Origin of the sequence: Streptomyces sp. NPDC012508, from assembly GCF_042902595.1 — a bacterium.
Classification (GTDB): domain Bacteria; phylum Actinomycetota; class Actinomycetes; order Streptomycetales; family Streptomycetaceae; genus Streptomyces.
The window spans coordinates 437481-458300 of sequence record NZ_JBIBEO010000003.1; the positions used below are offsets into that span (position 1 = coordinate 437481).

The following is a 20820-nucleotide window of genomic DNA, read 5'->3' on the forward strand; positions in this document are numbered from 1 at the left end:
CTGGCCGGAGCCACCTGATCGCGGGACGCGCGTTGGGCCGACCGCCGTACCGATTTCACCCGTACGGGAAACGGCAGGAGGCCCGTACGGAAGCGATTCCGTACGGGCCTCACGCGGACCACGGGCGGCTACAGGCCGGCCGCCTCCGACAGGTCACGCTTGATCGCGGCGAGGATCTCCGCGCCCTTCGCGCGCGCCGTCGTCAGCTCGCTCGCGTCGGCGACCGGGACCACGACCTCCAGGTAGCACTTGAGCTTGGGCTCGGTGCCGGACGGGCGGACGATCACGCGTGCCTTGTAGTCGCCCTCCAGGTAGTACCGCAGGCCGTCCGTCGGGGGCAGCGACTCCGTGCCCTTCGTCAGGTCCTCGGCCGTGGTCACCGTCAGGCCCGCGAGCTGGACCGGCGGCCGCGAGCGCAGCGCGCTCATCGCGTTCGCGATGATGCTCAGGTCCTCGACCCGCACCGACAGCTGGTCCGTGGCGTGCAGCCCGTGGGCCACCGCCAGGTCGTCCAGCAGATCCGTGAGCGTACGGTCCTGCTCCTTGAGCACCGAGGCCAGCTCGGCGACGAGCAGCGCCGCCGTGATGCCGTCCTTGTCGCGGACGCCCTCCGGGTCGACGCAGTAGCCGAGCGCCTCCTCGTAGCCGTAGCGCAGGCCGTCCACGCGGGCGATCCACTTGAAGCCGGTCAGCGTCTCCTCGTAGCCGACGCCCGCCGCGTCTGCGATCCGGCCGAGCAGCGAGGACGACACGATCGACTCGGCGAAGACGCCCCGTGCCCCCTTGTGCACCAGGTGCGCGGCGAGCAGCGCGCCCACCTCGTCACCGCGCAGCATCCGCCAGCCGCCCTGGACCGTCGGGTCCGGCACGGCCACGGCGCAGCGGTCGGCGTCCGGGTCGTTGGCGATCACGATGTCGGGGTCCACGGCGCGGGCCGCCTCGAAGGCGAGGTCCATCGCGCCCGGCTCTTCCGGGTTCGGGAAGGCGACCGTCGGGAACGCCGGGTCCGGCTCGGCCTGCTCGGCGACGAGCGCGGGCGGCGGGAAGCCGGCGCGGGCGAAGGCGGCCGTGAGGACGTCCTTGCCGACCCCGTGCATGGCGGTGTAGACGGTGCGGACGGACCGCGGGGAGCCGGGGCTCAGGACGGCGTCCGTACGGGCCAGATAGGCGTCCAGGACCTCGTCGCCGAGGGTCTCCCAGCCGGTCTCCGGGCGCGGGACGTCGTCGAGGGAGCGCACCGCGTCGATCTCGGCGGCGATCTCGGCGTCGGCGGGCGGCACGATCTGCGATCCGTCGCCCAGGTAGACCTTGTAGCCGTTGTCACGCGGCGGGTTGTGGCTCGCGGTCACCTCGACACCGGCGACGGCGCCCAGATGCCTTATGGCGTACGCGAGGACGGGCGTCGGCAGCGGGCGGGGGAGCACCGCCGCGCGCAGGCCGGCACCGGTCATCACGGCGGCGGTGTCGCGGGCGAAGTCGGCCGACTTGTAGCGGGCGTCGTAACCGACGACGACGAGCCCACCGGTCTGGCCCTTGGCCTTCAGGTACGCGGCGAGTCCGGCGGCGGCCCTGATGACGACCGAGCGGTTCATACGCATCGGACCGGCGCCCAGCTCGCCGCGGAGTCCGGCGGTACCGAACTGGAGGGTGCCCGCGAACCGGGCGGCGAGTTCGTCCGTCGCGCCGGCCTCGATGAGCTCGGCGAGCTCCTCGCGGGTCTCACTGTCGGGATCCTCGGCGAGCCAGGCCTGGGCCCGGGCGAGGAGGTCGTCCTGCGTCACGGTGTGCCTTTCGGGGTGTGCGGGTGGGTGAGGCCGGGTGGGCGGGGGTGGGGCGCGGGTCGGTGGGTGCCCGCTGCGCGGAGCCTTCCCCCGCCCCGCCCCTTCCCGAAACCGGGCCGTCGCCCCGGACCCCGCTCCTCACGGCCGCGCCGCTCAGGGGTCTGTGGGGCTTGCCCCCCCGGGTCCGGGAAGGGGCGGGGTGGGGGACGAAGCCCCGCGCGGGGCCGGCCCCCGCCCCGCCACACCTCAGATCCGGTCCAGGACCCGCGTCAGGAGCTCGCCCATCCGGGCGGCCGAGTCGCGGCCCGCCTGGAGGACCTCTTCGTGGTTCAGCGGCTCGCCCGAGAGGCCTGCCGCCAGGTTGGTGACCAGGGAGATGCCCAGGACCTCGGCGCCCGCCTCGCGGGCCGCGATGGCCTCCAGGACGGTGGACATGCCGACCAGGTCGCCGCCCATGACGCGGACCATGTTGATCTCGGCCGGGGTCTCGTAGTGCGGCCCGGGGAACTGCACGTAGACGCCCTCTTCGAGGGTCTCGTCGACCTCCTTGCACAGCGCGCGCAGCCGCGGCGAGTACAGGTCGGTGAGGTCCACGAAGTTCGCGCCGACGATCGGCGAGGCGGCCGTCAGGTTGATGTGGTCGCTGATCAGGACCGGCTGGCCGGGGCGCATGCCCTCGCGCAGACCGCCGCAGCCGTTGGTCAGGACCACGGTCTTGCAGCCGGCGGCGACGGCGGTGCGCACCCCGTGGGCGACGGAGGCGACGCCCCGGCCCTCGTAGAAGTGGGTGCGGCCCAGGAAGACCAGGACGTGCTTGGCGCCGATCTTGTACGAGCGGACCTTGCCGCCGTGTCCCTCGACGGCCGGCGGCGGGAAGCCGGGCAGCTCGGTCACGGGGAACTCGGCCTCCGGAGCGCCGAGCGCGTCGACGGCCGGCGCCCAGCCGGAGCCCATGACGAGGGCCACGTCGTGGGTCTCGATTCCGGTCAGCTCGCGAAGACGCGCGGCAGCGGCCTCGGCGGCCTCGTACGGGGTGGCAGTTGCGTTCACTGACTCTCTCGCCTCGGGGAGGGGGGTCCGAGGGGAGCCCCGGACGGATTTCGTACCCGCAGAAGCGTAGCCCGAGAATTCCTACGCGCGTAGATGACAGTGCGGACGGACATGCGATCGTTGTCTTGTCGTTTCCGACAAACGCCCCCGCCGCCACCCCGCTCTGCGCGCGGAGGACGCCCTCGGACCTCGTCGGTCCGGCCCCGTCAGCACGGGCGCTTGCGCAGCTCCATCACGTAGTCGTGGGGGGCGCCCGCGGACTCCGCCGCGTCGGCGACCTCGCCCAGGTAGCGGGCCGACGGCAGGCCGCCCTCGTAGGCGTTCAGCACGTACACCCAGGCGGACTCGTCGCCGTCCAGGGTGTGCACGCGCACCCGCATCCGCCGGTAGATGTCGAGGCCGACGCCCTCCCAGCGGTCCATCGACTCCTCGTCCATCGGAGCGATGTCGTACAGCGCGACGAAGACCTGGGACCGCGGGGCCTCGACGATGGTGGCCAGCGCCCCCTCCCAGCCCATCTGCTCGCCGCCGAAGGTGAGCCGCCAGCCGTTCAGCCAGCCGGTGCCGCGCAGCGGGGAGTGCGGGGCGCGGCGGGTCATGAGCCGCGCGTCGAGGTTGCCGGCGTACGCGGCGTAGAGCGACATGGGGTCGAGGGTACGGGAGGGGAGAGGGTGTCCGTGGAAGTCCCTGACCGGGACCGCGGCGCGGGCCGTACGGAGGCCCCGGGGAGAGACCACCGCCGGCGTACGGGACAATGGGGTACGCACTTGAAGCGTGCGGGACAATGGCGTACGCACTGCAGCCCAGCGGGGGACCCCCCGGCAGAACGAGAGCGCGAGGCGTAGATCCCAGTGACCCGGATCGTGATCATCGGCGGCGGACCCGGCGGATACGAGGCTGCCCTGGTGGGCGCCCAACTCGGCGCGGAGGTGACCGTCGTCGACTGCGACGGTCTCGGCGGCGCGTCCGTCCTGACCGACTGCGTCCCCTCGAAGACGCTCATCGCGACGGCCGAGGTGATGACGACCTTCGACTCCTCGTACGAGGAGCTGGGCATCATCGTCGCCGACGACACCCCCCACGTGGAGCAGGCCGCCCGCGTCGTGGGCGTCGACCTCGGCAAGGTCAACCGACGGGTGAAGCGCCTGGCGCTCGCCCAGTCCCACGACATCACCGCCTCCGTCACCCGGGCCGGCGCCCGGGTGCTGCGCGGCCGCGGCCGGCTCTCCGGCCGCCAGGCGACGGACGGCTCGCGCCAGGTGATCGTCACCGCCGCCGACGGTTCCGAGGAGACCCTGACCGCCGACGCCGTGCTGATCGCGACCGGCGGCCACCCGCGTGAGCTCCCCGACGCCCAGCCCGACGGTGAGCGGATCCTCAACTGGACCCAGGTCTACGACCTCAAGGAGCTCCCCGAGGAGCTCATCGTGGTCGGCTCCGGTGTCACCGGAGCCGAGTTCGCCGGCGCCTACCAGGCCCTCGGCTCCCGGGTCACCCTGGTCTCCTCCCGCGACCGCGTGCTGCCCGGTGAGGACCCGGACGCCGCCGCCGTCCTCGAGGACGTCTTCCGCCGCCGCGGCATGAACGTCATGGCCCGCTCCCGCGCCGAGTCCGCCAAGCGGGTCGGCGACCGGGTCGAGGTCACCCTCTCCGACGGCCGGGTCATCTCGGGCACCCACTGCCTGATGGCCGTCGGCGCCATCCCGAACTCGGCCGGAATGGGCCTGGAGGAGGCCGGGGTCCGGCTGAAGGACTCCGGGCACATCTGGACCGACAAGGTCTCCCGCACCTCCGCCCCCGGCGTCTACGCGGCAGGTGACGTCACCGGTGTCTTCGCGCTCGCCTCGGTGGCGGCCATGCAGGGCCGGATCGCGATGTACCACTTCCTCGGCGACGCGGTGGCCCCGCTGAACCTGAAGACGGTCTCCTCGAACGTCTTCACCGACCCGGAGATCGCGACCGTCGGTTACACGCAGGCCGACGTGGACGCGGGCAAGATCGACGCCCGGGCCGTCAAGCTGCCGCTGCTGCGCAACCCGCGCGCGAAGATGCAGGGCATCCGGGACGGCTTCGTCAAGATCTTCTGCCGTCCGGGCACAGGGATCGTGGTCGGCGGCTGTGTCGTCGCTCCCCGGGCGAGCGAGCTCATCCACCCCATCTCGATCGCGGTCGACAACAATCTGACGGTCGAACAGATCGCAAACGCTTTCACCGTGTACCCCTCCCTGTCGGGCTCGATCGCGGAAGTGGCACGGCAGTTGCACACCCGAAAGGCGACGGGCGAGGGCTGACCCGCCCTCCCGCCTGGGGGTATCTGGACAACCCCCGGCAAGGCGGGGCATAGAACGATCAACGACGGGGCCTCCCATACCACTTGGAGGCCCCGTCTGTGCGCATCTTCTGCAATTCGGCGCATAGTGCTGAAAAGTTCCGGCCGGTCAGGTTACTGTCAGTTTCGTGTTCGCTGCAGAACGTCGTCAGTTGATCCTCGAAATGGTGCGCGCCAACGGAGCCGTGTCGCTCCGGGAGCTCGCCCGCGTCGTCCAGACCTCAGAAGTGACCGTACGGCGAGACGTGCGGGCACTGGAGGCAGAAGGACTCCTCGACCGCCGGCACGGCGGTGCGGTACTCCCGGGCGGGTTCACCCGGGAGTCCGGGTTCCCGCAGAAATCCCATCTCGCGACCGCGGAGAAGACGGCCATCGCCGATGTCGCCGCGAGCCTCGTCGAAGAGGGCGAGGCCATCGTCGTCGGCGCCGGGACCACCACGCAGGAGCTGGCGCGCCGGCTCGCCCGCGTGCCCGGCCTGACCGTGGTCACCAACTCCCTGCTCGTCGCCCAGGCGCTGGCCCACGCCAACCGGGTCGAGGTCGTCATGACCGGCGGCACGCTGCGTGGCTCCAACTACGCGCTGGTGGGCAGCGGGGCCGAGCAGTCCCTCCAGGGCCTGCGGGTCTCCCGGGCCTTCCTCTCCGGCAGCGGGCTGACCGCCGAGCGCGGGCTCTCCACGTCCAACATGCTCTCCGCGAGCGTGGACCGGGCGTTGGTGCAGGCGGCGGCGGAGGTCGTTGTCCTGGCCGATCACACCAAGCTCGGCACCGACACCATGTTCCAGACGGTGCCGACGGACGTGATCACCCGCCTGGTGACCGACGAGCCCCCGGCGCACGACGACCGGGCCGCGACGGAGCTCCAGGCGCTGGCCGACCAGGGCGTCCAGATCGCCGTCGCAGGTACCGGCGTGGGTGGTGAAGCGGTCCCCCCGCCCGGACGCCCCCGCCGCGACGTCCCGCTTCCGGGCCAGCGGGGCCGCCACCCCGGCGGTCAACTCCGCAGCGCGGGAGGGGCGTTGACGAGTGAGGTGCTCGCCCCCGAGCGTGCGGCGCGGGTGGCGGACATGCGGAGGCGCTAGCCACGATCCGGTGGCCCCTCCCCCAGGGGGCCGAGCGGCTCAGGCCCAGCACCCCGTGCTTCAGGCTCAGCGCTTCAGGCTCACTGCTTCAGGTTCGGCGTTTCAGGTTCGGCGTTTCAGGCCCTGCAAGCCCGTGCTTCATTCAGGCTCAGTGCCTCAGGCCCCGCAGGGTCAGGGCAAGAAGGCGGTCGGCCAACTCCTCGTCCTCCGGGGACTGTTCGGCGGCCAGCGCGATCGCGTTGGTGAGCTGCATCAGATCGCCGATCGACACGTCGCCACGTACCGTGCCCGCCTCCTGGGCCCGGGACAGCAAGGTCTCGCCCGCCGTGCGCAGCGGCACTCCGCACTGCGCGAGCGCCGAACGCGCATCCCGCGAGCCCGACATGGCCGTCATCAGCGCCCGCGACAGTCCGCGGTACTCACCCGCATGAGTGATCAGGGAGCGCAGCCACTCGACGAGCGCCGGGCACGGCTCCTCGGCCTCCGCCAGCTCCCGGCCCCGCTGGAGCAGCGCCGCCAGGGCCTCCTGGAACACGGCGTTGATCAGCGCCTCGCGCGTGGGGAAGTGGCGGTAGAGCGTCCCGATACCGACCCCCGCACGCCGGGCGACGTCCTCCAGCGAGGCGTCCGTGCCGTGTTCGGCGAAGACGGCACGGGCCTCGGTCAGCAGCCGCTCGTGGTTGCGGCGCGCGTCGGCGCGCATGGGTCTCCCTCCGGATACGGGCGAAGGGCCCGCAGGTGGTGTGCCTGCGGGCCCTTCGTACCGTACCTGTGTCCAGCTCTGCGACAGGTGCGGTGATCAGTCCTTGATCTCGCAGATCGCCGCGCCGGACGTCACCGAGGCGCCGACCTCCGCCGACAGGCCCTTGATGGTGCCGGAGCGGTGGGCGTTGAGCGGCTGCTCCATCTTCATGGCCTCCAGGACGACGATCAGATCGCCCTCCTTGACCTCCTGGCCCTCCTCCACCGCGATCTTCACGATGGTGCCCTGCATGGGGGAGGCGAGGGTGTCGCCGGAGGCGGTCGGGCCGGACTTCTTCGCGGCGCGGCGCTTCGGCTTGGCGCCGGCGGCCAGACCCGTACGGGCCAGGGACATGCCGAGCGACGACGGGAGGGAGACCTCCAGGCGCTTGCCGCCGACCTCGACGACGATGGTCTCGCGACCGGACTCGTCCTCGTCGGCCTCGGCACCGCCCGGCGCGAAGGGCTTGATCTGGTTGTCGAACTCGGTCTCGATCCACCGGGTGTGGACGCGGAACGGGTCCGCGGTGAATGCCGGGTCGACCACGACGGCCTGGTGGAACGGGATGGCGGTGGCCATGCCCTCCACCTTGAACTCGGCGAGCGCGCGGGCGGCGCGCTGGAGCGCCTGCTCGCGGGTGGCGCCGGTGACGATCAGCTTGGCCAGGAGCGAGTCCCAGGCCGGGCCGATCACGCTGCCGGACTCGACGCCGGCGTCCAGGCGGACACCGGGGCCGGTCGGCGCGTCGAACGTGGTGACGGTGCCGGGCGCGGGGAGGAAGTTGCGGCCCGGGTCCTCGCCGTTGATACGGAACTCGAAGGAGTGACCCCTTATGGCCGGGTCGTCGTAGCCCAGCTCCTCGCCGTCGGCGATCCGGAACATCTCCCGGACCAGGTCGATGCCGGTGACCTCTTCGGTGACGGGGTGCTCGACCTGGAGGCGGGTGTTGACCTCGAGGAAGGAGATCGTGCCGTCGAGACCGACGAGGAACTCGACCGTGCCGGCGCCGACGTAGCCGGCCTCCTTCAGGATCGCCTTCGACGCGGCGTAGAGCTGCGCGTTCTGCTCCTGGGAGAGGAACGGCGCGGGCGCCTCCTCGACGAGCTTCTGGTGGCGGCGCTGGAGCGAGCAGTCGCGGGTGGAGACGACGACCACGTTGCCGTGCGAGTCGGCCAGGCACTGGGTCTCGACGTGACGCGGCTTGTCGAGGTAACGCTCGACGAAACACTCCCCGCGGCCGAACGCGGCGACGGCCTCACGGACGGCCGAGTCGTAGAGCTCGGGGACCTCTTCGAGGGTGCGGGCGACCTTCAGACCGCGGCCGCCACCACCGAACGCGGCCTTGATCGCGATCGGGAGACCGTGCTCCTGGGCGAAGGCGACGACCTCGTCCGCCCCGGAGACCGGGTCGGGCGTGCCGGCGACCAGGGGCGCACCGGCGCGCTGGGCGATGTGACGGGCCGCCACCTTGTCACCGAGGTCGCGGATGGCCTGCGGCGGCGGGCCGATCCAGGTCAGGCCGGCGTCGAGAACGGCCTGGGCGAAGTCGGCGTTCTCGGAAAGGAAGCCGTAGCCCGGGTGGATGGCGTCCGCGCCGGAGTCCTTCGCGGCCTGGAGCACCTTGGCCATGTCCAGATAGCTGGCGGCCGGGGTGTCACCGCCCAGGGCGAACGCCTCGTCGGCCGCGCGGACGTGCAGCGCGTCCCGGTCCGGCTCGGCGTAGACGGCTACGCTCGCGATCCCCGCATCCCGGCACGCCCGGGCGACGCGGACAGCGATTTCGCCACGGTTGGCGATGAGCACCTTGCGCACGATGGCTCCCTCCTTGAAAACAAGCTGAGTTTAGGGACTGCCGACACGTCTTTTCGACCCGTCCCCAGTGGTGAGCTTGCCCACACGGAGCGTGATACGAGGCGTTCGGGCTCGTGAAATCCCTTGTCGCACCACGGTACGCAGGGTTCCTCTACGGCACAGTAGCTCGCTCGTGTGGCACAGGTCTCTGTTAGGGCGATCAGTCGCTGATACGGATTCTTTGTGGAGTCCCTACGAATGGCGCAATGATTCTTTGCCACGGCTTCGTCCGTCGCCGACCCTTGTCCGCGGGTTTACCCGGCAGTAGCCTTCGCGCAGTCGTACGTACTGTCGGTAACAGCCGTATACAGGGGGTGGCCGAAGTGGCCCGCAGACCGATAGCGCTCGTGACGGCGGGGGTGCTGTTCCTGGAGGCGCCGGGCATCGTCGCGCTCAACGCCGTCATGGCACGGTTCGTCGAAGCCCAGTCGATGTCCCTCGACGGACTCGACCCGGACGCCATGGTCACCGGCACATGGGTGCTCGGGATCGTCTCCGGCCTGCTGCTCGCCCTCTGCGCCACCGTCGCGCTGCTCGCCGGCGTCCGCGACAAGCGCCCCGGGCGCGCCGGCCGGGCCCTGCTCATCGGCTGCGCCGTGGTGCACGGCCTGCTGGGCGCGGTGACGGTCGGTCTGATCGGCTGGGGCGCCTTCGCGTTCATGACCGTGGTGCTCGGGCTGATCGTGCTGACGCTGGTGGCGTACGGCAAGGGCGTCGACGCCCCCGAGGGGGAGCCGGCGCCCGCCTAGGGGTCCCCCCTGGCCCCCCTGGGCGCCCTTGGGTCCCCCTGGGCCCCCTTGGGTCCCCCTGGGCCCCCTTGGGTCCCGCGTGGCTCAGTGCCACAGGTCGGTGATGGAGATCCCGAGCTTGCCGAGCAGCGTCCGCAGCAGGGGCAGCGACAGGCCGATCACATTGCCCGGGTCGCCGTCGATGCCGTCGATGAACGGCGCCGAGCGGCCGTCGAGGGTGAACGCGCCCGCCACGTGCAGCGGTTCGCCGCTCGCCACGTACGCGGCGATCTCGGCGTCGGTGGGCTCGCCGAAGCGGACCACGGTGGAGGCGGTCGCCGACTCGTAGCGCTTGGCGGCCGTGTCGTACACGCAGTGACCCGTCTGGAGGATGCCCACCCGGCCCCGCATGGCCTTCCAGCGGGCGGTGGCCTCCTCGGCGTCGGCGGGCTTGCCGAGGGCCTGGTCGTCGAGCTCGAGGACCGAGTCGCAGCCGATGACGAGTGCGCCGAAGACCTCGGGGCGGGCGGCCACGTGGGCGGCCTTGGCCTCGGCGAGCGCGAGGGCGAGTTCGGCGGGGGTGGGGGCGTGCACCTTGTCCTCGTCGACGCCGCTCACGATGACCTCGGGAGCGAGTCCGGCCTGCCGCAGCAGTCCGAGACGGGCGGGCGAGGCGGAGGCGAGCACGACACGGCGGCGATCAGCAGTCATGGGGGAAGCGTAGCCAGTACGGACGCTCCCCGGCGGCCGTCGCCCCGAAGAGGGCCGGTGTGCCCGCCACCCGTACCCGTGACGCGGCGTCCCCCCCCGACGCGCGCCCGCCGGTCAGTGGACGCCGACCACGAACATCGCCACCACCATCGCCAGGGCCAGCAGGATCGACGCGCGACGCAGCATCGCCTGCATGTCGCGCATCTCCTTCGGCGGCTCGTTCTCGGGGTCGGACCACAGCATGCCTCCGATCCTGCTCGCGCGAGGGCCGGGGCGCCTGAGTACCCGTACTCAAGCGACCCGTGCCGACGAACTAGTCACGTCGCGGTGAACACCCCCGCGCCTGCCGCCGTCAGCGCCGCCCGGACCGCTCGCTCTGCGTCCTCCGGGCCCAGCGGCTCGCGCGTGATCATGAAGCGGTAGTAGAGCGGCGCCGAGACCGCGCGCAGCAGCTCCAGCGCGTCCGTCTCCGGCGGGATCTCGCCGCGCGAGGCGCCCCGCTTGACCACCGGGGCCCACTCCTCCAGGCGGGCCCGGTAGAAACCGTTCAGGGCCTCGGCACACTCCTCGTCGCAGGCCGCTGCCGCGATGACCGCGCGGAAGACGCCGCCCATCCGGGGGTCGGTGAGGGTCCTGGTGACGAGCGCGGCGTTGGCCCGGAGGTCCCCGGCCAGGCTGCCGGTGTCGGAGGCCGGCAGGGACTGCTCCGCCATGTCGCGCAGGAGGTCGGCGACGAGGCCGACAGGGGAGCCCCAGCGCCGGTAGACGGTCGTCTTGCCGACGCCCGCGCTCGCGGCGACGTGGTCCATGTTCAGCCCGTGGAAGCCCGTGGCGGCCAGGGCGTCCTCGGTCGCTTCGAGGACGGCCCGGCGCACCTTCGCGGTACGGCCCCCGGGACGCACGGTGCCGGGCACAGCCGGCTGGCTCTCGCTCAAACGGGTCTCCTGTTCCATTAACGCTTCCGAGTCTGCTACGGTACGGGACATCTTAACGGAACCAGAAGCCCATTAAGGGGTCCGCTCATGGTTGCCACCGATGTCCGGCCTCAGGCCGACACCCCGTCCGCCGCCCGGATGGACGGACGGATGCGGCTCGTCCTCCTTATCCTTCTCGTCGCCCAGTTCATGCTGGCCGTCGACTTCTCGATCCTGAACGTCGCGCTGCCCGTCATGGGCGAAGGACTCGGCTTCTCGCTGGCCGGCCTCCAGTGGATCGCCACCGCCTTCGCCCTCGCCGCGGCCGGATTCACCCTCCTCTTCGGGCGCGTCGCCGACCTCGTCGGCCGCCGCCGGCTCTTCCTTGCCGGCATGGCGCTCCTCGGGATCTCCTCCCTCGCCGGAGGCCTCGCCACCGACCCCACGGTGCTGATGGCCGCGCGTGTCGCCCAGGGCCTCGCCACCGCCGCCGTCACCCCTGCCGGGCTCTCCCTGCTCACCTCCTCCTTCCCGGAGGGCCCCCTGCGGGCCAAGGCGCTCGGGCTCAACGGCGCGCTGATGTCGGCCGGATTCACCACCGGCGCGATCCTCGGCGGAGTCCTGACCGATCTGCTCTCCTGGCGCTGGGCGTTCTTCATCAACGTGCCCGTCGCCCTCGCCGTCCTCCTCGTCGCGCCCGCCGTGCTCAAGGAGAGCCGCCCCGAGGTCCGCCCGCGTCTCGACATCCCGGGCGCGATCACGGTCACCGGCGGCCTGCTCGCCCTCGTCTACGGCCTCACGACCGAGCCCCTGGCGCTCCCCGTCGGCGTCGCCCTCCTCGTCGCCTTCTGGTTCGTGGAGCGACGCGCCGCCTCACCCCTCGTCCCCGTACGGATCCTCACCCGCCGCACGGTCGTCTGGGGCAACCTCGCCGGGCTCGTCGCCTTCGTCACCGAGACCTCGCTGGTCTTCCTGATGACGCTCTACCTCCAGGACGTCCTCGGCTTCTCGCCGCTCGCCGCCGGTCTCTCCTTCGGCGTGCTCGGCGCGGGCACCGTCCTCGGCGGAGTCCTCGCGTCGCGCTTCATCGGCCGGTACGGATCCCGGGCCGCACTCGTCGCCGGCGGACTCCTCCAGGCGACCGCCACGGTCTCCCTCTACGCCCTCGGCGACGACCGGAGCTGGCTCTGGCTGCTGCTCGTCGCCACGTTCGCGGGCGGTGTCGGCAACATGCTCGCCATCGTCGGCTTCATGGTCACCGCCACCTCCGGACTGCCCGACTCCGAGCAGGGCATGGCGACGGGCCTCGCCACCATGACCCAGCAGATCGGCATCACGATGGGCACGCCGATCATGAGCGCCGTCGTGGTCACCTCCACCACGGTCCTCGACGGCATCGGCCTCGCGGTCCTCGTCAACGCCGCGATCGTGCTCGCGGGCGCGGTCCTGGCGGGGATCTTCCTGCGCCGGGCGTGACGACGCCCGACGCCCTGCGGGTACGCGGGGTACGCGGGTACGCGAAAGGCCGGACCCCCCGCACACGGGGTCCGGCCTTCGGTGTACTGGTCTCGCAGTACAGGTCCTGCTGTACAGGTCCTGCTGTACGGGTCCTGCTGTACGGGTCTCGCTACGCGGGCCAGTAGGAGCGCGCCCACGAGCGCGGCCCCGGCCGAGGACGTACCGAACGCGCGATACGGGCCGGGTCCGACCAGCCCTCGGGGGCGACCGGGCCGCCGCCGGACGCGGACGCCGCCGCCGTCGCCGCGGCCCGGGCCTGGACCACCGCCAGTGCGGCGGCCAGCTCCTCCGGGGTCGGGTTACCTCGTACGACCTTGATCATGTCGACTCCCAGAGGCCTAGAGGGGGATGTTGCCGTGCTTCTTCGGGGGCAGGGATTCCCGCTTCGTACGCAGCTGACGCAGGGCCTTGACGATCTGCGGGCGGGTGTCCGAGGGCAGGATCACGCCGTCGATGTAGCCGCGCTCGGCCGCCGTGTACGGGTTGAGCAGCGTGTCCTCGTACTCCTGGATCAGCCGGGCGCGCTCGGCCTCCTGGTCCTCGGCCGCCGCGATGGTGCGGCGGTGCAGGATGTTGACCGCGCCCTGCGCGCCCATGACCGCGATCTGCGCGGTGGGCCAGGCGAGGTTGAGGTCGGCGCCCAGGTGCTTGGAACCCATGACGTCGTACGCGCCGCCGAACGCCTTGCGGGTGATGACGGTGATCAGCGGGACCGTCGCCTCGGCGTAGGCGTAGATCAGCTTGGCGCCGCGGCGGATGATGCCGCCGTACTCCTGGTCGACACCGGGCAGGAAGCCCGGGACGTCGACGAAGGTGATGACCGGGATGTTGAAGGCGTCGCAGGTGCGGACGAAGCGTGCGGCCTTCTCGCTCGCGTTGATGTCCAGGCAGCCGGCGAACTGCATCGGCTGGTTGGCGACGATGCCGACCGGGAAGCCCTCGACGCGGCCGAAGCCGGTCAGGATGTTCGGCGCGAACAGGGCCTGGGTCTCCAGGAACTCACCGTCGTCGACGACGTGTTCGATGACGGTGTGCATGTCGTACGGCTGGTTCGCGGAGTCCGGGATGAGGACGTCCAGCTCGCGGTCCTCGTCGTTCACCTCCGTCTCGGCGACCTCGGGGAAGGCCGGCGGCTCGGAAAGGTTGTTCGACGGGAGGTACGACAGCAGGGACTTGACGTACTCGATCGCGTCCTTCTCGTCACCCGCCATGTGGTGCGCGACACCGGAGGTGGTGTTGTGCGTCCGCGCGCCGCCCAGCTCCTCGAAGCCGACGTCCTCGCCGGTGACCGTCTTGATGACGTCCGGGCCGGTGATGAACATGTGCGAGGTCTGGTCCACCATCACCGTGAAGTCGGTGATCGCGGGCGAGTAGACCGCGCCGCCCGCGCACGGGCCGACGACCAGGGAGATCTGAGGGATCACACCGGAGGCGTGGGTGTTGCGGCGGAAGATCTCGCCGTACATGCCGAGGGCCATCACGCCCTCCTGGATCCGCGCGCCGCCCGAGTCGTTGATCCCGACCACCGGGCAGCCGGTCTTCAGCGCGAAGTCCATCACCTTCATGATCTTCTGGCCGAAGACCTCGCCGAGCGCGCCGCCGAAGACGGTGAAGTCCTGGGAGAAGACGGCGACGGGACGGCCGTCGACCGTGCCGTAGCCGGTCACCACGCCGTCGCCGTACGGGCGGGTCTTGTCCAGACCGAAGTTGGTGGACCGGTGCCGGGCCAGCTCGTCGAGCTCCACGAACGAGCCCTCGTCGAGGAGGAGCGCGATCCGCTCGCGCGCGGTCAGCTTGCCCTTCGCGTGCTGCTTCTCCACCGCCCGTTCGGAGCCGGCGTGGGTCGCCTCGTCAATGCGGCGCTGCAGATCCGCGATCTTGCCCGCGGTCGTGTGAATGTCGATCTCTTGCGGCTCTACCGACTCGGACATCGGGATGCGGCTCCCTGCCTGGTCACGGGGGTTCGTTGGGTACGAATGGGCTACTGCCCGGCTACTGATCCGTAGGGTATCGACGCCGATACGGTTCGGCACTGCGGTGTTTGCCACACCTAGTCTGGCTTGCATGACGTCCTCCGATGCCTCAGGAGCGCGGTGGTCCGACCTGGACCGGCCCCCGCTCAACGCCGCCGCGATGCGCCGCGCGCTCGTCCACCCCGACGGTCTGTGGACCTCGCTCGACCTCGTCACCACGACCGGATCCACCAACACCGACCTGGCCGCGCGCGCGGACGAGCTGCCCGAGGGCGCGGTGCTCGTCGCCGAGGAGCAGACCTCGGGGCGCGGCCGCCTCGACCGCGACTGGGTGTCGCCGCCGCGGGCCGGGCTCTTCTTCTCCGTCCTGTTCAAGCCGGACGTGCCGGTGCACCGCTGGGGCTGGCTCCCGCTGCTCGCCGGCGTCGCCGCGTCCAGCGGGCTAGCGAAGGCCGCCGGCGTGGACCTCTCCCTCAAGTGGCCGAACGACCTCCTGGTTTCGGTCGGGGGCGAGGAGCGGAAGACCGGCGGGATCCTCGCCGAGCGGGCCGGCGCGGACGGCATCGTCGTCGGCATCGGGGTCAACGTGACGCTGAAGGAGGACGAGCTGCCGGTGCCGGGGGCGGGCTCCCTGCTCCTGGCGAACGCGATCTCGACGGACCGGGACACGCTGCTGCGGGCGGTCCTGCGGTCGCTGGAGCAGTGGTACGGGGAGTGGGTGCGGGCGGACGGCGACCCCGAGGCGTCCGGCCTGCAGGCGGCCTACACGACCGGCTGCTCGACCCTGGGCCGCCACATCCGGGCCGACCTCCCGGGCGAACGGATGCTGGAGGGCGAGGCGGTGGCCGTGGACGGCGACGGCCGCCTGGTGGTGGAGACGGAGGGCGGCGGTACGGAAGCGGTGGCGGCGGGCGACATCGTCCACGTCCGAGCCACACCCTGACGCACGGTTGCGGACGTCCGCCCCGCCGGGGCCTCGGGGCGGGCGCCGCACGGCGGGTGGATGTGCGCGGTGGGCGTGAGCTGGCACACACCTGTCGTATCGTGGAGCGCGATCCATGGCGACAGATCGGCAGGGCAGTGGGCAGGGAACGGGCAGGAGGCGGCCGGTGACCGTCGACGACGAGCACAACGGCGGCGAGGCCGAGCCACCGGCGTACCCCACCCCGCACCACCACGTCGACCATACGGCGGAGCCGACCGACGATCCCCTCGCGATCCGCCTCGAACAGCTCATCCTCGGCGCGGACCGCCGCTACACCCCGTTCCAGGCCGCCCGCACCGCCGGCGTCTCCATGGAGCTGGCCTCCCGCTTCTGGCGCGCCATGGGCTTCGCCGACATCGGTCAGGCCAAGGCGCTGACCGAGGCCGACGTCCTCGCCCTGCGCCGCCTCGCCGGTCTGGTCGAGGCCGGGCTGCTCAGCGAGCCGATGGCCGTCCAGGTCGCCCGGTCCACCGGTCAGACCACCGCCCGGCTCGCCGAGTGGCAGATCGACTCGTTCCTGGAGGGCCTCACCGAGCCGCCCGAGCCCGGGATGACCCGTACCGAGGTCACGTACCCCCTGGTCGAGCTGCTCCTGCCCGAGCTGGAGGAGTTCCTGATCTACGTCTGGCGCCGCCAGCTCGCCGCCGCCACCGGCCGCGTCGTGCAGGCCGCGGACGACGAGGAGATGGTCGACCGGCGGCTCGCCGTCGGCTTCGCCGACCTCGTCGGGTTCACCCGGCTGACCCGCCGCCTGGAGGAGGAGGAACTCGGCGAGCTCGTCGAGGCCTTCGAGACCACCTGCGCCGACCTCGTCGCCGCCCACGGCGGCCGGCTCATCAAGACCCTCGGTGACGAGGTGCTGTACGCCGCCGACGACGCCGGCACCGCCGCCGAGATCGCGCTGCGGCTGATCGAGACGCTCAGTCACGACGAGACGATGCCCGCCCTGCGCGTCGGCATCGCGTTCGGCACGGTGACGACCCGGATGGGCGACGTCTTCGGTACGACGGTGAACCTGGCGAGCCGGCTCACCTCGATAGCGCCCAAGGACACCGTCCTGGTCGACGGGGCGCTCGCCGAGGAGCTGACCCGCACCGGCGACGCGCCCGTCTCCGAGACGCAGGCCGCCGAGGAGGCCGCCCGCGCCGAGAAGGAGGGCGAGCAGGCGCCGACGTACCGCTTCGCGCTCCAGCCGATGTGGCAGCGGCCCGTGCGTGGTCTCGGCGTCGTGGAGCCCTGGCACCTGACCCGCCGCCCCACCTAGGATCCCGGTGAACAGTCGTTAACAGGCGTTAACCGGGAGGGTGCGGTCATGTCCGAGCAGTCCGAGCAGCGTTTTGGTGAGTTCGTCGCGGTCCGGAGGCACGAGCACGTCGCCGAGCTGGTCCTCGACCGGCCCAAGGCGATGAACGCGGTCTCCCTGGAGATGGCGCGCTCGATCAGCGCGGCCTGCGCGGCGCTCGGCGCGGACGACACGGTGCGCGTGACGGTGCTGACGTCCTCCAACGACAAGGCCTTCTGCGTCGGCGCCGACCTCAAGGAGCGGAACTCCTTCACGGACGCCGACATGGTCCGTCAGCGGCCCGTCTCGCGCGGTGCCTACGGCGGCGTGCTCGACCTGCCGATGCCGACCGTCGCCGCGATCCACGGCTTCGCGCTGGGCGGCGGCTACGAGCTGGCGCTCGCCTGCGACGTGATCGTGGCCGACGCGACGGCCGTCGTCGGGCTTCCCGAGGTGTCGGTCGGCGTGATCCCGGGCGGCGGCGGTACGCAGCTGCTCCCGCGCCGGGTGGGCGCGGCGCGGGCGGCCGAGCTGATCTTCACGGCGCGACGGGTGGAGGCGCCGGAGGCGCGCGAGCTGGGACTCGTCGACGTGCTGGCCGAGGACGCCCGTACGGCGGCGCTCGAGCTCGCGGGCCGGATGGCGGCGAACTCCCCGGTCGGCCTGCGTTCCTCCAAGCGCGCGCTGCGGCTCGGCCAGGGCCTGGACCTGAAGGCGGGCCTGGAGGTCGAGGACGCTGCGTGGCGGGCTGTGGCGTTCTCGGGGGACCGGGCGGAGGGTGTGGCGGCCTTCAACGAGAAGCGGAAGCCGGAGTGGCCGGGCGTCTGAGAATCCTCGGATTCCTCCTGGATTGTCACTTTCCGTGATGCTCCACACGTAAAAACGGACGAAACGTCCCTAAGCTGGAGGAATGGGAGAGGACGTGCGGCTGCGGGCCGTAGTGGCGCTGGCGCAGGCGATGGCGGCGGCGCACACCCCGCGCGAGTTCTGGCGAGCCGCGGCGCTGGGCGCCCGCGACGCGCTCGGCGGGAGCTTCGCCGCACTGTCGGTCTGGGAACGCGACCACGGCCGGCTGAAGGTCCTGGTCAACGCCGGGGAGCGGGCGGTGGGGGAGGAGGAGTTCCCCGACGCCGAGACGTATCCGGTGCACCAGTTCCCCGAGATCACCGAGTTCCTCCACGCGCGGTGGGCGGGCGGCGGTGAGCCGGACGCCTGGGTGGAGACCGCGGGTGACCGTGTCTCGACCGGCCGCGTCACCGGGCTGCGCCGGCGCGGGCGCGGCTGCTGCGTGGTCGCCCCCGTCGTGCTGCACGGACGGGCCTGGGGCGAGCTGTACGTGGCACGCCCGGCCGGGGTGCCGGTCTTCGACCGTGACGACGCGGACTTCGCGGCGGTGCTCGCGGCCGTGGTCGCCGCGGGGATCGCCCAGGCGGAGCGCCTGGAGGAGGTCCGGAAGCTGGCTTTCACCGACCCGCTGACCGGTCTCGCGAACCGGCGCGCGGTCGACACCCGGCTCGACGAGGCGATCGAGCGCTACCGGGCGGACGGGTCCGTGGTGAGCCTGGTGGTCTGCGACCTGAACGGTCTGAAGCGGGTCAACGACACCCACGGGCACGCGGTCGGCGACCGGCTGCTCGAACGGTTCGGCTCGGTGCTCTCCCGGTGCGGGGCGATGCTCACGGGAGCCCTGTCGGCGCGCCTCGGCGGTGACGAGTTCTGCCTGCTGTCGGTCGGCCCGACGGCGGACGAGGTGGTGGCGGTCGCTGACGAACTCTGCGTACGGGCCGGGGAGCTGGAGCTCGGCGAAGGCGTCGCCTGCGGGGTCGCCTCCACGGGCGACCCCATCGGTCCGGTCAAGTCCGCACGGCGTCTCTTCCGCCTGGCGGACGCGGCCCAGTACCAGGCCAAGGCGGCGCGCTCGCGGAAGCCGGTGGTGGCGGGGCGTGACGGCACGGTCATCCGCCTCGCCGACGCCCCGCCCGGAGCGCGCGACCGCAGGCGCTTCCGCGACGCCCCGCCGGTGTAGCACCGGGGCGGCGCGGGTCCGTCACGCGGCGGGGCCTCGCTCGCGGGGGCCCCGTTACGGACGCCGTGCGGACCCGTGCGGGCCCGTACCCCGTGCGGACTGTACGGACCCCGAACCCGTGCGGGCCCGGACGGGCCACCGAACCCGTGCGGACCCGTAAGGACCTCGTGCGGGCCCCGGTAAGGACCCGTCCGCCGGTCGACTAGTGACATGCCGGTCTTCAGTCCGTAGGGTGCTGAATATGGATATGCACTCAGTCGTCCTTGGCACGTCCGGAACCACCTTCCAGGACGTCATCGACGTCGCCCGCCACGGCGCCCGCATCGAGCTGTCCCCCGAGGCCGTGCAGGCACTTGCCGACTCCCGTGCCGTCGTCGACGCGCTCGCCGCCAAGCCCGAGCCCGTCTACGGCGTCTCGACCGGGTTCGGGGCCCTCGCCACCCGGCACATCAGCCCCGAGCTGCGGGCGCAGCTCCAGCGCAACATCGTCCGCTCGCACGCCGCCGGCATGGGGCCGCGTGTCGAGCGGGAGGTCGTGCGGGCGCTCATGTTCCTGCGGCTCAAGACCGTCGCCTCCGGTCACACCGGGGTCCGCCCCGAGGTCGCGCAGACCATGGCGGACGTGCTGAACGCGGGCATCACGCCGGTCGTGCACGAGTACGGCTCCCTCGGCTGCTCCGGCGACCTCGCACCGCTCTCGCACTGCGCCCTCACCCTCATGGGCGAGGGTGACGCCGAGGGCCCCGACGGCGCCGTGAAGCCCGCGGGCGAGCTGCTCGCCGCCGCCGGGATCCAGCCCGTCGAGCTTCGCGAGAAGGAGGGCCTCGCCCTCCTGAACGGCACCGACGGCATGCTCGGCATGCTGATCATGGCCCTCGCCGACCTCGACACCCTCTACAAGTCCGCGGACATCACCGCGGCCCTCTCCCTCGAAGCCCTCCTCGGCACCGAGAAGGTCCTCGAACCCGAGCTGCACGCGATCCGCCCCCACCCGGGCCAGGGCGCCTCGGCCGCCAACATGCTCGCCGTGCTCAAGGGCTCCGGGCTCACCGGCCACTTCCAGGAGGAAGAGGCACCGCGCGTCCAGGACGCGTACTCCGTGCGCTGCGCCCCGCAGGTCGCCGGCGCCGGCCGCGACACCATGGCCCACGCCCGTACGGTCGCCGAGCGCGAGCTCGCCTCCGCCGTCGACAACCCCGTGATCCTCGCCGACGGTCAGGTCCGCTCCAACGGCAACTTCCACGGCGCCCCCGTCGCGTACGTCCTCGACTTCCTCGCGATCGCCGCCGCCGACCTCGGCTCCATCGCCGAGCGCCGCACCGACCGGCTCCTCGACAAGAACCGGTCCCACGGCCTGCCGCCGTTCCTCGCCGACGACGCCGGCGTCGACTCGGGCCTGATGATCGCCCAGTACACCCAGGCCGCCCTGGTCAGCGAGATGAAGCGGCTGGCCGTCCCGGCCTCCGCCGACTCCATCCCGTCCTCCGCGATGCAGGAGGACCACGTCTCCATGGGCTGGTCCGCCGCACGCAAGCTGCGCACGGCGATCGGCAACCTCAACCGGATCATCGCCGTCGAGCTCTACGCCGCCACCCGCGGCATCGAGCTCCGCCGCGGCCTCACCCCCGCCCCCGCCTCGCAGGCCGCCATCGAGGCCCTGCGCGCCGCGGGCGTCGAGGGCCCTGGCCCGGACCGCTTCCTCGCCCCCGACCTGGCGGCGGCCGACGCCTTCGTCCGCGAAGGGAAGCTCGTCGCCGCCGTCGAGCCGGTCACCGGCCCCCTGGCGTAACGGACGCGCGCGACAGCGGAAAGGGCCGCAGCCCCCGGGTCGGGGAGCTGCGGCCCTTT

19 protein-coding genes are annotated in these 20820 nt (G+C 72.1%); 9 read left to right on the top strand and 10 right to left on the bottom strand.

Translation table 11 applies throughout. The features are described from left to right. Positions 1 to 128: 128 nt before the first annotated feature. From ACFY8U_RS12460 to ACFY8U_RS12470, 3 genes are all read right to left on the bottom strand, one after another. Positions 129 to 1781 (bottom strand): phospho-sugar mutase, encoded by a 1653-nt coding sequence (locus tag ACFY8U_RS12460; protein WP_389569055.1) that lies wholly within the window; start codon positions 1779 to 1781, stop codon positions 129 to 131. A 246-nt stretch (positions 1782 to 2027) separates the two neighbouring features. Then, positions 2028 to 2831 carry a purine-nucleoside phosphorylase gene (locus ACFY8U_RS12465; RefSeq protein WP_260231530.1) on the bottom strand — a complete coding sequence of 268 codons (804 nt, stop codon included), beginning with the start codon at positions 2829 to 2831 and terminating at the stop codon, positions 2028 to 2030. 206 nt (positions 2832 to 3037) lie between these two features. After that, on the bottom strand, positions 3038 to 3475 hold the full coding sequence (locus ACFY8U_RS12470) for a gamma-glutamylcyclotransferase (protein WP_352190175.1): 438 nt from the start codon (positions 3473 to 3475) through the stop codon (positions 3038 to 3040). A 207-nt stretch (positions 3476 to 3682) separates the two neighbouring features. On the opposite strand from ACFY8U_RS12470, the gene ACFY8U_RS12475 reads away from it, so the two are divergent. Both ACFY8U_RS12475 and ACFY8U_RS12480 read left to right on the top strand, forming a co-directional pair. Further along, the gene (locus ACFY8U_RS12475) at positions 3683 to 5122 is read left to right on the top strand and encodes an NAD(P)H-quinone dehydrogenase (RefSeq protein WP_389569058.1); all 1440 of its coding nucleotides are present in this window, start codon (positions 3683 to 3685) and stop codon (positions 5120 to 5122) included. Positions 5123 to 5288: 166 nt separating this feature from the next. Continuing rightward, positions 5289 to 6242, top strand: a complete 954-nt coding sequence (locus ACFY8U_RS12480) for a DeoR/GlpR family DNA-binding transcription regulator (protein ID WP_361442931.1) — start codon at positions 5289 to 5291, stop codon at positions 6240 to 6242. A 148-nt stretch (positions 6243 to 6390) separates the two neighbouring features. Here the strand turns inward: ACFY8U_RS12480 and ACFY8U_RS12485 are convergent, their stop codons facing one another. Together ACFY8U_RS12485 and ACFY8U_RS12490 are read right to left on the bottom strand one after the other, a co-directional pair. After that, the gene (locus ACFY8U_RS12485; protein ID WP_389569062.1) at positions 6391 to 6945 is read right to left on the bottom strand and encodes a TetR/AcrR family transcriptional regulator; all 555 of its coding nucleotides are present in this window, start codon (positions 6943 to 6945) and stop codon (positions 6391 to 6393) included. A gap of 96 nt (positions 6946 to 7041) precedes the next feature. Beyond that, positions 7042 to 8796 carry an acetyl/propionyl/methylcrotonyl-CoA carboxylase subunit alpha gene (locus ACFY8U_RS12490; protein WP_389569065.1) on the bottom strand — a complete coding sequence of 585 codons (1755 nt, stop codon included), beginning with the start codon at positions 8794 to 8796 and terminating at the stop codon, positions 7042 to 7044. A 362-nt stretch (positions 8797 to 9158) separates the two neighbouring features. On the opposite strand from ACFY8U_RS12490, the gene ACFY8U_RS12495 reads away from it, so the two are divergent. Then, positions 9159 to 9584, top strand: coding sequence for a hypothetical protein (locus ACFY8U_RS12495; RefSeq protein ID WP_361596690.1), 426 nt, complete (start codon positions 9159 to 9161; stop codon positions 9582 to 9584). An 84-nt stretch (positions 9585 to 9668) separates the two neighbouring features. On the opposite strand, the gene ACFY8U_RS12500 is transcribed toward ACFY8U_RS12495, so the two are convergent. The 3 genes from ACFY8U_RS12500 to ACFY8U_RS12510 all read right to left on the bottom strand — a co-directional run bounded on the left by ACFY8U_RS12500 (position 9669) and on the right by ACFY8U_RS12510 (position 11260). Next, the gene (locus tag ACFY8U_RS12500; protein ID WP_389569067.1) at positions 9669 to 10274 is read right to left on the bottom strand and encodes a nucleoside triphosphate pyrophosphatase; all 606 of its coding nucleotides are present in this window, start codon (positions 10272 to 10274) and stop codon (positions 9669 to 9671) included. 114 nt (positions 10275 to 10388) lie between these two features. Beyond that, positions 10389 to 10517 carry a morphogenic membrane protein MmpB gene (gene mmpB / locus ACFY8U_RS12505; RefSeq protein ID WP_361442946.1) on the bottom strand — a complete coding sequence of 43 codons (129 nt, stop codon included), beginning with the start codon at positions 10515 to 10517 and terminating at the stop codon, positions 10389 to 10391. A 74-nt stretch (positions 10518 to 10591) separates the two neighbouring features. Next, entirely contained in the window at positions 10592 to 11260 is a 669-nt protein-coding gene (locus ACFY8U_RS12510) for a TetR/AcrR family transcriptional regulator (protein ID WP_389569069.1), read from the bottom strand. A 36-nt stretch (positions 11261 to 11296) separates the two neighbouring features. On the opposite strand from ACFY8U_RS12510, the gene ACFY8U_RS12515 reads away from it, so the two are divergent. Next, a complete protein-coding gene (locus ACFY8U_RS12515) occupies positions 11297 to 12664 on the top strand; it encodes an MFS transporter (protein WP_389569071.1) in 1368 nt (455 codons plus the stop codon). Positions 12665 to 12815: 151 nt separating this feature from the next. On the opposite strand, the gene ACFY8U_RS12520 is transcribed toward ACFY8U_RS12515, so the two are convergent. Beyond that, positions 12816 to 13028: an acyl-CoA carboxylase epsilon subunit gene (locus ACFY8U_RS12520; protein ID WP_361442952.1), complete on the bottom strand. Its 213-nt coding sequence runs from the start codon at positions 13026 to 13028 to the stop codon at positions 12816 to 12818. Positions 13029 to 13044: 16 nt separating this feature from the next. After that, positions 13045 to 14637: an acyl-CoA carboxylase subunit beta gene (locus tag ACFY8U_RS12525; RefSeq protein ID WP_389569074.1), complete on the bottom strand. Its 1593-nt coding sequence runs from the start codon at positions 14635 to 14637 to the stop codon at positions 13045 to 13047. A 133-nt stretch (positions 14638 to 14770) separates the two neighbouring features. Between ACFY8U_RS12525 and ACFY8U_RS12530 the strand changes: the two genes are divergently transcribed. The 5 genes from ACFY8U_RS12530 (at position 14771) to hutH (ending at position 20761) form a co-directional block, all read left to right on the top strand. Next, positions 14771 to 15622, top strand: a complete 852-nt coding sequence (locus ACFY8U_RS12530; RefSeq protein ID WP_389569077.1) for a biotin--[acetyl-CoA-carboxylase] ligase — start codon at positions 14771 to 14773, stop codon at positions 15620 to 15622. A gap of 166 nt (positions 15623 to 15788) precedes the next feature. Further along, the gene (locus tag ACFY8U_RS12535) at positions 15789 to 16928 is read left to right on the top strand and encodes an adenylate/guanylate cyclase domain-containing protein (RefSeq protein ID WP_389569080.1); all 1140 of its coding nucleotides are present in this window, start codon (positions 15789 to 15791) and stop codon (positions 16926 to 16928) included. A gap of 48 nt (positions 16929 to 16976) precedes the next feature. Further along, on the top strand, positions 16977 to 17774 hold the full coding sequence (locus tag ACFY8U_RS12540) for an enoyl-CoA hydratase-related protein (RefSeq protein ID WP_361442962.1): 798 nt from the start codon (positions 16977 to 16979) through the stop codon (positions 17772 to 17774). Between the two features lie 82 nt (positions 17775 to 17856). Further along, positions 17857 to 18972, top strand: a complete 1116-nt coding sequence (locus ACFY8U_RS12545) for a diguanylate cyclase domain-containing protein (RefSeq protein ID WP_389569083.1) — start codon at positions 17857 to 17859, stop codon at positions 18970 to 18972. A gap of 247 nt (positions 18973 to 19219) precedes the next feature. Next, positions 19220 to 20761 (top strand): histidine ammonia-lyase, encoded by a 1542-nt coding sequence (gene hutH / locus ACFY8U_RS12550; protein WP_361762072.1) that lies wholly within the window; start codon positions 19220 to 19222, stop codon positions 20759 to 20761. Positions 20762 to 20820: the final 59 nt, after the last annotated feature.